This is a genomic window from Dapis brunnea BLCC-M229, assembly GCF_050015995.1.
Taxonomy (GTDB): domain Bacteria; phylum Cyanobacteriota; class Cyanobacteriia; order Cyanobacteriales; family Microcoleaceae; genus Trichodesmium.
The window spans coordinates 46785-58489 of sequence record NZ_JBNHEP010000195.1; the positions used below are offsets into that span (position 1 = coordinate 46785).

6 protein-coding genes and 1 pseudogene are annotated in these 11705 nt (G+C 41.5%); 3 read left to right on the top strand and 4 right to left on the bottom strand.

The genetic code is table 11. The features are described from left to right. Nucleotides 1–25: 25 nt before the first annotated feature. From ACP6PM_RS21965 to ACP6PM_RS21980, 4 genes are all read right to left on the bottom strand, one after another. Complete coding sequence (locus ACP6PM_RS21965; protein WP_426588376.1) at nucleotides 26–4990, bottom strand: DUF8189 domain-containing protein; 4965 nt, start codon at nucleotides 4988–4990, stop codon at nucleotides 26–28. Nucleotides 4991–5068: 78 nt separating this feature from the next. Beyond that, on the bottom strand, nucleotides 5069–5737 hold the full coding sequence (locus ACP6PM_RS21970) for a coiled-coil domain-containing protein (protein WP_426588377.1): 669 nt from the start codon (nucleotides 5735–5737) through the stop codon (nucleotides 5069–5071). Between the two features lie 142 nt (nucleotides 5738–5879). Next, on the bottom strand, nucleotides 5880–7631 hold the full coding sequence (locus ACP6PM_RS21975; RefSeq protein ID WP_426588379.1) for a coiled-coil domain-containing protein: 1752 nt from the start codon (nucleotides 7629–7631) through the stop codon (nucleotides 5880–5882). Beyond that, nucleotides 7576–8091, bottom strand: a complete 516-nt coding sequence (locus tag ACP6PM_RS21980) for a hypothetical protein (protein ID WP_426588381.1) — start codon at nucleotides 8089–8091, stop codon at nucleotides 7576–7578. The genes ACP6PM_RS21975 and ACP6PM_RS21980 overlap by 56 nt, the downstream gene beginning before the upstream one ends. A gap of 1064 nt (nucleotides 8092–9155) precedes the next feature. On the opposite strand from ACP6PM_RS21980, the pseudogene ACP6PM_RS21985 reads away from it, so the two are divergent. The 3 genes and pseudogenes from ACP6PM_RS21985 to ACP6PM_RS21995 all read left to right on the top strand — a co-directional run. Beyond that, a pseudogene (locus ACP6PM_RS21985) lies at nucleotides 9156–9512 on the top strand (ISAs1 family transposase); the annotation flags it as partial. A 135-nt stretch (nucleotides 9513–9647) separates the two neighbouring features. Continuing rightward, nucleotides 9648–11108 carry an IS66 family transposase gene (gene tnpC / locus ACP6PM_RS21990; RefSeq protein ID WP_426588382.1) on the top strand — a complete coding sequence of 487 codons (1461 nt, stop codon included), beginning with the start codon at nucleotides 9648–9650 and terminating at the stop codon, nucleotides 11106–11108. A 166-nt stretch (nucleotides 11109–11274) separates the two neighbouring features. Further along, the gene (locus ACP6PM_RS21995; RefSeq protein ID WP_426588384.1) at nucleotides 11275–11634 is read left to right on the top strand and encodes a hypothetical protein; all 360 of its coding nucleotides are present in this window, start codon (nucleotides 11275–11277) and stop codon (nucleotides 11632–11634) included. Nucleotides 11635–11705 lie beyond the last annotated feature (71 nt).

Below are 11705 nucleotides of genomic sequence, written 5' to 3' on the forward strand. Positions count from 1 at the left end.
GGAGCTAATTTTTTAGTTTTGACTTTTAATTTTGTCTAGGGGTGTTTGTCTTTGGGTGTGGGTTTGGGCGACTGCTATCTTCTGTTTCCCCTGTTAATTGGTATCCTACGCCAATTACCAGCTCATCATCAATAACATCTACTTTAAAGTTATCAGTCGTATGCCAACCTAAGATGCTATGAATCCAACCGCTCCAGTTTTCGCCATCGGTGCAGTGGCGGACGTAGGGAACGCTATTGGGATTATTGGAATGGTAAACTACTTGGAAGAGGCGATCGCTCGTTGCCAAGATTTCCATCTTATCAGGATTACTGCGAATATTACTGTATTTCCAATTCGTCCAGGTTTTACCCCCATCGCTTGAGGTTCGTTCGTAAACATAACCGTTATCGTTACCCCCATCGCTAACTATCTGCACGGAACGACCCTTGAATTCATAGCTAACGATATTTTCTAAGTCAAGATTGCTACTATCCTCAGCAACATCAGGAATTTTATCCCGTCCCCACTCAGCTTGCTCTAAAGCAGCATCAACAGTATCCCAGTCACTCCAGTTTACCCCATCCTCCGAATGTCGGACGTGCTTATTACCGTCAGTTCCCAAGTACGACTGCACCAATTTACCCTCGATAATTTCCTGAGAGAAATCCTCCAAAGTTTTCATCGGAGTAGCTTCCCATCCTGACCAGGAAGTGCCGTTAGTAGCGTGGCGAGTATAAATCTTATTATCTGTACTGCGAATAGAAAGCACCAGTTGGTCGTCCATTGCCTCCACTTGGAAATCTCCAAGAATCGCACCACTAAGCGGACCCCATCCAGTCCAGTTTATTCCATCAGAGGAATGGCGAATGTGAACGACATCATTAGTTCCCTTAATCACTTGGAAGAGTTTACCATTGAGAGTCAATTGTGTAACATCACTGTTAGCATTACCTCCCGTATCCTTCCAATCCGTCCAAGTCTTACCGCCATCCTGAGAATAGCGCATTTGAACGTCCTTATTTTCTGCCGTCCGCGACTGCACAATTTTGTCGCCGAATTCAATTTCCGAGATATCCTCCGGTTCTTTGTGTATGGAAGAATCTGCTAACTGCTGTAAATATTCTTGTCGCCAATCAGAACTAGCGATCGCCTCTGGGAAAGTTTCCCATTCCTTCCAATTTGAGCCATCACTGGAGTAACGAGTATAAATTTCGTCGTCAGTACCGCGATAGGATTGAACCAATTTATCATCTACCAGTTCTTGGTGAACGGCAGTCAGAGCAGGAACGCTGGCAGTATGCCATCCAGACCAAACATTGCCACTGGGGTTGTTAGTAGCATAACGAGTATGAATCTTATTATCCGTACCGCGAATGGAAAGTACCAACTTGTTAGCAATCGCCTCAATTTGGAAATCTCCCACAACCGCACCACTTAGTCTACCCCATCCCGTCCAGTTTTCTCCATTAGTAGAGTTGCGTATGTGAACATCATTATTAAGTCCCTTGATGACTTGATAAACTTTATTGTTGAGGGTCAATTGTTTGACGTTACTGTTGGCAAGACCTCCCGTATACTTCCATTCCGTCCAAGTTGCACCCCCATCAGTCGAATGGCGCGTTTGAACTTCCTTATTTTCTGCCGTCCGCGACTGTACAATTTTGTCACCAAACTCAATTTCTGAAATATCTTCCAGTTCTATTTGATGGGTAGAAGAGTCTGCTAACTGTTGTAAATATTCCTCTCGCCAGTCCGAACTAGCGATCGCTTCTGGTAGAGTTTCCCATACACTCCAATTCTTGCCATCGCTAGAGTAGCGAGTATAAATATTGTCATCCGTACCGCGATAAGATTGAACCAACTTATCATCTACCGTCTCTTGCTGAATGTCAGTAATAGCGCGAACACTGGCAGAATGCCATCCAGACAAAGAAGTGCCATTAGTAGCATGGCGAGTATAAATCTTATTATCCGTACCGCGAATAGAAAGTACCAACTTATCATCTACCGCCTCCACTTGGAAATCTCCCACAACCGGACCACTTAATTTACCCCATCCCGTCCAGTTTATTCCATCAGAGGAATGACGGATATGGACATCATCATTAGTTCCCTTGACAACCTGGAAGACTTTATCATTCAGGGTCAACTGCTTGACATTACTATTAGCGTGACCTCCCGTATACTTCCACTCTGTCCAAGTTTCACCGCCATCAGGGGAATGGCGTGTATAAACTTCCTTGTTATCAGCAGTAAGAGACTGCACAATTTTGTCGCCAAATTCAACTTCCGAAATATTCTCCGGTTTATCGACAAAAGACTGTTCAGAAACCCCAGGCAAATGAGACAGTCGCCAGTCAGACTGTTCCGTTGCTGTTTCAGCGGTACTCCATTGCGCCCATTCCACTCCATCCAGACTGTTGCGGACGTAGGTGCGGTCATCAACCCCTTTGTAGGTTTGAACCAGGCGACCATCAATAATTTCTTGACTAAATTCCCCAATAGTGGGCACTTCCGTATGATTCCAAGGTAGCCAGTTTTCACTATTTATCGCCCTGGTATAGATTTGATTATTAGCATGACGGACTGATACAACTAGGCGATCGCCTATAGCATCAATGGCAAAATTTCCAGATGTGGGACCCGCACCAATATCCTTCCAACTACTCCAGTCAGCACCATTATCACTGTGACGGACGTAAACATGGTTATTAGTACGGCGCATAACTTGGTAGAGTTGGCCATCCACTTCTGTAAATTTAATATCGTCGGCTTTACTATCAGAATTATTATTTTGCCAATCGCTCCAAGTTTCTCCACCATCAGTCGAATAGCGGTTATAAGTCTGGTTGTCATCGGCGCGGACAGACTCAACGAGTTTGTTATCGAACTCAGTGCGGACGATTTTTTCCGGTTCAAAGTTAACTGCCTCTTCCCATCCTTGACGTAACTCAGTAGCTTTAGCTTCCTCTGCCAGTTGGTCGCTTTTGAAGCGGTTGTATTCTTCCAGATGGTGACTTAAGCTTTCCAGTTGTTCTTTGTAATGAGGTTTGTCTGGAGCCTCATCCAGAATTTGACGAGCAATTTCAGATATTTGGTCGAGAGCATTATTCTCTTCAGCCCACTTCACGAAATTTTGAATAATTGGTTTTTGTTGCTGCTCTAAGTCTTTGAAATTAACTTCTACTAAACCAACTTTTTTATATCTCGGACTAGAAATATCATTCCATAGACCTCCACGCGCACCAATAAATTCAGCCCAATCCTCTCCTCTCAACCAATAACGATTATCAGGTTGACCCGGAGCAAAATTAGTGTAGGTAACTGGTTCACCACTCGCCCAGCGCCAGTCACCTTCACGTTCCGCATCATTAAACCCTATCCAGACAGTTTTGTTTCCAACCTGTCGCGCGACAAAATTTTGCTCTTGCTGATTCCGAATCGTAACCAGATTCCCTCCTAGCTTTTGCGCTTCCTCTTGAGCAGACTGCCAACTTAGCGCCTCATTTGTAAAGAAGTAGCGACTACCGTTATCGGGATTTTCAAAATAGTTATAATCTTCAGATAGCTTGAAGCGTTCTGCTTTTTGCTGCTCAATTTCAAAGAATGGTTGGAGAATTTCCCGTGCCTCTCCTATCAACTCAGACTGCGGTTGATATTCTGCCAACTCCTTAGACTCAGCCCCAAAACGTTCCACAATAGGGGCAATTTCTGACCACAACTTCGCATCCTGCTCTATCCACAACTTCAGTTTCTCAATCTCCTGCTTCAGAGTATTTTCCCCTGCCACCAACTCATCCCGACGAGGGGCAACCACACCCAAGGTAGTAATCGCATCTCGCAAGTCCGCCAGATTCCTGTCTCGCTCCCCATCCACATCAGCCAAATTATCCTCAATATACTGAATCAAATCATCAACCGACTGAGACAGATTTTGTTGACTTTCCCCAATTTCCTTAGTTTGCTGATGCCCTTCTTGCAATTGACTTACCCACTGAGTCGCACTAGCCGTCAAATCTGCCCGCACTTGATCATTCAGTTGAGCATAAGCTAAAACTGTATCCTCATTCACTGCCTTTTCTGCTGCCCTCTCAGTTTCCAACTGACGGTTAAGCGCCTCCAACCGCTCATCATTACTATTAATTTGTTCCCGAATCTCCAACTCCTGCTGTTGTCGGAGATTTTCCAGAGATGCCGTAGCAGCCGTTAAGCGATCGCTCAACTCCGTCACTATTTCCTGATTTTCCTGTTGACGTTCCAGTAGATGATTTTGTTGGCCAATAGTTTTGGTAATTAAATCGGTTAACGCTTTACGACTAAAGTCATCTGTGGTATTATTTAATTCCTCTTGCCAGTCTGCTATTAAATCGCCTAACTTATCCGCTTCAGCACCTAACTCGCTACTGCGGTTTTGCAACTCATCAATGAAACCATCAACCTTAGCTCCCACCTGAGTCGCGAAGAAATCAACATCAGATTCCGTACCCAAAACCCCAAAACCAATCAAACGGTTGAGAGCATCCGCTTGGTCTTGAGTCGTAGTCCCTAACTGTTGCGCAATAGTTTCGGCAGCTTGTACCGCAGTTTGGAACTCTTGCAGTTTAGTCGCCTCCTCCTGTTGTAAAGGTTCCAGAGTAGTAACCAAAGGCGCGATATCCGCTTCTATTTCTGCCACTTTAGCAGTCAAATTGGCCACCTTGGGAGTTGCTGTTACCAACTCAGATTCTTTAGTAGCGAGGTCAGCTTGTTTAGTAGCTATATCCTGCTGCAACTCCTCAATTTTCTTCTCAGTTTCCTCTATTTGTGGCCAGAGGTCGTTGCGCTGCTCTGCCAACCGCGACGCCTCCTGCAAATAAGTCCGATATTCCTCAGCGCGTTCCTCATTATAGGAATATGTACTACCATCCCAATACCAAATTTTTTCCCGACTCTCTTGAGCTTTCTGGTAAAAATTAGCCTCAGCACTGCGCAACGGTTCATCATCCTCTTTCAAGCTCTCTAATAGCAATTCCTGAGTGACTAATTGTACTTCAGTAAATTCTAAGTCTTGCTGAGTATCTGCAACAGCAGTTTCAAGGGTTTCTTGTTACTGTTGGGCACTAGCAAGCTCAGTTTGGGTATCGGCGAGTTCCGACTGTAAGGATAGTAGCTCCTCCCGTTCGTCTTCCCCTGCCTTACGAGCTGCTAAGAGTTGGTTTGTGGCTGCAACTTGAGTAGCGATCGCCTCTTCCCACTTACTCTCCAGTTCCTGATACTCTGTTTCCAAGGCATCCCCTTCATTTAGCAAATTAACACGGTTAGAAAGGCGCTCTACTTCCGTAGCCACCTGGCGGGCGTATTTCTCAGTCAGTTCAATTTCCTCATATTTGTCGGATATTTCTAACTCTTTATCGGCAATATCTTGGTCTATTTCTGCCAAAGTCTCCTGGAGATATATTTTCTCTGAGCTTTCTTTCAGCAGTTGAGCATCTAGCTCTTCTACAATCGTATCTTGGACTTGACTAATTGCTATTTTTGTGTTAATGATAGGCTGAATATTTTCAATATCTGTGAAAATTTGCTGCTTGCTTTCAATAGCAGCAATAGTCGCCTGAGTTTCATTAATACTTGGTTGCAAACTCGCCTCAAGTTGTTGTGCTTGTAAAATAGCTGCATCCCGTTGTTGAGCAGCATTGTTAGCAGCAGCTTGCGCCAAGTCTCGTTCAATTTGCGCTTGCGGATTTGGTAAACGCCCTTCACGCCGTCCGTATCGCATATAATAGACTTGTCGCTTTATAAGCTTAAAAATTCCCGAAAGCCTTGTCCTGTAAGAATTATAACTATTGGTAAGTAAAAACGCCTGAAATTTTTGCTCTGTCTAGGTTTGAGCGATTTTTCCCCTCTATTTAGCGACAACTCTAATGACTCCAACCACTGGGGAGCCAGCCGTGACGCACCACGTTAGCAACATCTGGATAATGAGTTAGATAGCTTCCCTCATTAAATACAGAGGCTTGACTATTCCACCAATCTGCCTCATCTTGATACTGTTGTCGCAGTTCCTCAAAATTACTCGCCACCCCATGAGCATCAGTAATTTGCTGCCGATAACCATCTAAAATTTCCTGTTGCGGGTCAATTTCTCTCTGGAAAGCTTCAATGTGATTTTGCAGCAACTTCTCAGTTTCTAGATCGGCTTTTGCTAAACCTAAATCCAGATATTCCTCCTGAAGTCGCTGCAAATTATTATCTGCATTAGTTTGTTGAGTTTGAGCAGCAGTCAAACGCTCTTGCAAATCGTCAAACCCATTCAGCAAATTATTACTGCGATTTTCCACCCCGCGTAAGAAATCTATATACTCCTGCAACGGCAAAGTATTCGTATCTGGGGATTCTTGCAGCCGTTTTTCTAACTCTGCAATTAGATTACCAATAACCAACCGTTGTGGTGAGTCGGGGGCGGAGAGGTTAAGTTGTTCCTCCTGCACCTTCGCATACGCCAACTGTTGCTCAATATCCTGGAGATGATTTTGGGTTGGTTGCAGTTGACTTGCCAAATTGTTATTAGGATTATTAGTAACCGCATTACCAATTTCCAGCAGCAACTCCTGAAGTCGGCTTTTCTCAGCCTCCAGTTGCTTAATTTGTTTTTGTACCGCTGCCCGACGTTCCTGATATGGCAGCAAGTAGCCGTAGTTTTCCAGGAAGCTTTGTAAATCTTTAGTAGTCTGGGCGCGTTCAGTCTGATTTCCCTCAACTTCCTCTTGAATTTTTTTCAACCTTTCCTCAGTAGCATCAGCTTTTTGCTGCTGCCCTGGCAACTCATCCGTTTCCAGTTTTTCCAACTCTGCTTCACTTTGAGCAATTTGTAACTCCAGAGTTTCTACCTGCTGCTTTTGCACCGGAGTCTGCAATGCCAACATATCCTTCTCAGCTTGTAACTGCTGTTCCTTAGCAGTAATCTCATGTTCAGCAGTAATCTCATGTTCAATACCCTGTTTCAGTTCCGACCAGTCTCCCACTCGTTCCCCTAACGCAGTAGCTTCGGTATTCAAATCATCCGCTTCTGTTTGTGCCTGTCGCGCCCACTGCTCGAATATTTGGCGTTCCTGTTCAGCATTGTCAGCTTGTTGTTGAGCCTGGTCACGAGCAACAATGTGTTCTGGATATTCGCGCAAGCCGTAGATTGCTTGACGGGATTTACCCCTTTTGCGATAACCAACAACTCCCCGACGATTAATCATAGAGTCATGCCAGTCAGCTTTATCCTGATTTTCCAACCGTCGCTGTTCGGCCAATTCAGCTTGCTGCCAATATTCTTCAGCTTGTTTGGTCTTTTCTTCTGCTTGTTTTTGCAATGCTTCTAAGATTTGATGTGTATCATCAGACTGACCTGTAAGTTGGGATAATTCTTGATTGTTACTTTCAAGCAACTTCTCATAATCTTTTTCCGTCAAATCATAACGAGTCGTCACCCTTCCCTCTTCGTCCACCTGAGTCAAATCAAAACTAAGGTTAACAATACCCCGCTCTTCCCCAGCAGCTTTCAAATTATCCACATACTGTACCAAACGTTGCGCCCAATTTCCATTATTAATAGATAAACGTTCATATTCAGCATAAGGTAGGTGGTTGAGGAGAATTATCAATAATTGGCTCTCGATCGCCACTACCCGGATTATTTCTGGGAGGGTCTACTGGCACTATCGCTGGAGGAGGTAAAGTATCCACTGCTCCACCTAGATTGGGTATTTCTACACTCGGTTGCCCTGGATTTATTAGTGCTTCCAATGTCGGCCAAGTAGACAAATCTTCGACATCAAAACTATTCGCTGCATTCGGGTTTTCTTGAAAGTATTTGTCGATTTTCTCCCAATAATCTTGAACTAAATTTTCTGTATTTATATTTGAAATATCTGGAGGAACGTCAGTTCCTAAAATAGTAGTAATTAATTCTTGGTCTGTGAATAATCCAAAGATGGGATGGTTAACAAAAGAGTCGTCTATTGGTATGGGACAATAAGCACCAGGACTAATAATTTCTTCTAAAATAAAAGTATTACTTCTCGGGTTTTTGGGAGATTTTTTGAGTTGTTTTTGTTTAGTCTTTTTCTTCCAGAACAAAACCATAGCTTGCACCTCTGAATTATTGTTTTTTTAAATATTTTTTTAGATCGGGACTTGCGCAAAATATCAGATTGTATGCCATCTGTAGGGGCAAACGGCCGTTTCCCTCTACTAAATATGGTTGTTATACGTAAGTCCTGTTAGATTAAATGGAACTTACGCATCCAAACAATAAACCGGATTTATTGCCTTGATTATTGTTTTTCAGGAAATTTCATTGATCAACCCGGTTTTTGCGTAATTCCTACAGGTATTAATCTAATTTTTTTATTTTTGAGGAATTAATCCTCAATATAAGTAGGAAATATTATTTTGGCTGTCGCCGAGATGAAAATTTTAAATTGTTCAATAACAATTAATTCTATATAACTAATACCTCAGTAAATCTACATATAAATTTGTGATTTTAACCAAATAAATAAGGTTTAAAACTTATCTATCCCAGGATTTACTGAGAACCTTTAGGGTTAGCAAAGCATTCCAAAATAAAGCTCCTAACTCTAAGGCCAACTAATAATTAAAATGATCAATTACTTAATAACTAAACATAACATAGGTAAGAAAAAAAAATGTCGATAATCGACAAAATTGATTTAACTTTTAAAACACATTACTCATGAAAGTCACATCTCACAAACCATTCCAATTCTATCGGGTTAAATTCGACAGATAAATTTTTGATATTTTGTCGAAGATCGACAATAACCACAAAAAACTATGCCATAATAGATAAAAAGTTGATATCCGTCCATAAAAACCCTCTAAATTGTATAATCAAAATGACTAATTAATCCTTCAAAAATACATCAGTATATTCACAGTTTTTAAGACTGAAAAACTTCTTAATATAGCAATTTTTACAGTTATGAAGTACATTTAAGATCCCCCATTATCCCCCTTAAAAAGGGCAGGGCTGTTTCATTCTCACTAAGCGTGTAGAATTATAGAGTAAGGAGCAGATTTAGTTTGTAAAGTTGGCCAATATACCAATATATGAAAATATATGGAAAAAAGCCTCATTGATTACCTGAAAGAAATACCTGATTTTCGCATAGCAGAGAGGTTGTCGTCACCCCTTATGGCTGATACTGCTGATTATGATTATGGGAATCATAAGTGGTTATTGGGGTTATAGACAGTTAGGAAGATTTACGGAACGCCATCGTTTAACTTTAATTAAACTACTAAATATTCCTCAAGCTCGTGTTCCCTCTTATTCAACTATGAGACGAGTCATGGTACAACTAGATTACCAAAAATTACAAATAGCTTTTAATCAATGGAGCCAACAATATAGTAAAATCAGGTCTAGAGAGTGGGTATCAATAGATGGAAAAAGTTTGAAAAATACTGTTAACAATTTTGATACATCAGAACAAAATTTCATTAATTGTGTATCAGCATTTAGCCATGAAAGAGGATGAGTTTTAGGGATAAAAATCTTTGGTATGGAAACGTAAGGATTCAGGTGAGAGCGATCGCTTCGGTGGTCATAAGTCCCTAACTTATGGAAATATTCACTCCCTTGACAAAAAATCAAACTATAGTAAAGTAAGAACATGAGTCAGTCACAGGTACCCCTAACTCCAGAAAACCTCAACCAGTTGTCAAAAAAGGAACTGGTGAAAATGCTATTGACTCAACAAAAGGTGATCGAAAAACTACAACTTGAAATTGAGAAATTAAAACTTAGTCGAGAAACTGACAGTAAAACCTCCTCGAAACCCCCATCAACAGACCTACTGAAAAAATCAGAAAAGGCCAAAGACTCTGAAGATACTTCAAGAACCGATCAAAAAAAGAGACACCCAGGAGGGCAACCAGGGCATCAGGGAAAAACTCGTAAAGGGTTTGCTCGAATAGATAGAATAGAAATCTTGGAACCATCTAGATGCAGTCATTGTGGTCAAACAAAATTTTTAGATGAACCAGTAGCAGTAGAGACTCAACAAGTAGCACAACTGGTGGACAAACCCATAGAGATAGTAGAATACCATCGAATGTCTTGCCAATGTCAGGAGTGTGGGACGGTGACATCAGCCTCATGGTCATCAGAAATGATACCAGGACAAGATTTGGGGGTAAAGTTACAAGCCTTTTTAGGATGGTTAGGGAATTATGGGCATCTACCCTACGAAAAACAACAGGAAATGTTATGGGAATTGGGTAAAATAGAAATCGGTTTAGGAACTTTAGTGAATACCAATCAAAGGTTAGAGGAGGCAATTAAACCTCATGTAGAGGAATTGTCAAGTTGGGTGAAAACAGAACAACCATCAATTCATGTAGATGAAACACCTTGGCCAGTGAAAGGAATTAAGGAGTGGCTATGGGTATTTACGAATCAAGATTTTTGTCTATTCCGGGCGGCAGACACCAGAAGTCGTCGGGAGCTAGAATCGCAGTTGGGTAGTGAGTACACAGGTGTGATTAGTAGTGATGACCTCAGTGTTTATAATGGTTATCCAGTCAAAGGCCAACAGAAATGTTTAGCTCACCTGCGCCGTCACTTTCAAAGATTGATTCAACATCCTGGGGAATACAATCAAAGGATTGGCAAAGCGTTCAAAGAGTTAATTGATGAAGGATTTCGTCATTATAGTCAATGGCAGCAAAATCAAGAGCGGCATCTTTATAATTGTTGGGCTGTAAGATTTAAAGAAAAGGTAGATTTAACCCTCAAACAATGGAACAACAAAGCAGGTTATGAGGCGGGAAAACTGTTACGTAGTTTGAAATTAGAAATCAAACAGTGGTGGTATTTTCTCTTTCATCCAGAGATTCCGCCTGATAATAATCTGGCAGAACGTTCATTACGGTTGGCAATCACCAAACGAAAAGTTAGTGGTGGCTCAAGAAGCATGGAGCGATTTCAGCACACAGCTAATTTGCTGAGTGTAGTGCAAACCTGTCGTCGCCAGGGGCGTTCTGTGGTTGATTTCTTTGAACAGTCTTTGATAGTGTTCACCAGTAAAGAACTCTCATCAAGTATGTCTCTGATTCCGGAATCTTATAGCTGAAACTTACGACCTAGAACATTTCTGGAAGTTACAGATATTGATCGGGGTGGCGATCGCTCTCACCTGAATCCTTACATGGAAACTAGAAAGTGAAATTACAATTGTCAGAAAACTACTAGACATCTTAGACTTATGCATGAGTAGTTTTTACTCTTGATGCCCTACATTGTCAAAAAAAACAGTAGCTGCAATTATTGATAGTCAAAACGATTATTTAATTAAAGTTAAAAAGAATCAACCAAAGTTGTATCAACAAATAGAACAGCAAGTTAAATCTACTCAAGCAGTAAAAAGGTATCTTGATGAAGAAAAAACGAGAAATAGAGATACTATTAGACTTGTAGAAGTTTTTAATATACCAGAAAATGTCCAGGATATGTGGAAAGGTGCAGGTTCTGTGATTAGAGTTAAGCGCAGTAGTAATCGTGGTTCAAAATTCGTAGAAAGTATTAGTTATTATCTTTGTTCACTTCCACCACAATCTACTACTAAGCGCCTCAGGCATTCGAGGACATTGGTTAATTGAAAATCAACTTCACTGGGTAAGAGATTGTTTGTAAAGGAAATATAAAAAGGAGATAGGGAACAGGGAACAGG

Bases quoted from the DNA above. Each gene is read 5' to 3' on its own strand.
- ACP6PM_RS21970 (WP_426588377.1), bottom strand. From the start codon at position 5,737: ATGCGATACGGACGGCGTGAAGGGCGTTTACCAAATCCGCAAGCGCAA.
- ACP6PM_RS21980 (WP_426588381.1), bottom strand. From the start codon at position 8,091: ATGGTTTTGTTCTGGAAGAAAAAGACTAAACAAAAACAACTCAAAAAA.
- tnpC (WP_426588382.1), top strand. From the start codon at position 9,648: ATGAGTCAGTCACAGGTACCCCTAACTCCAGAAAACCTCAACCAGTTG.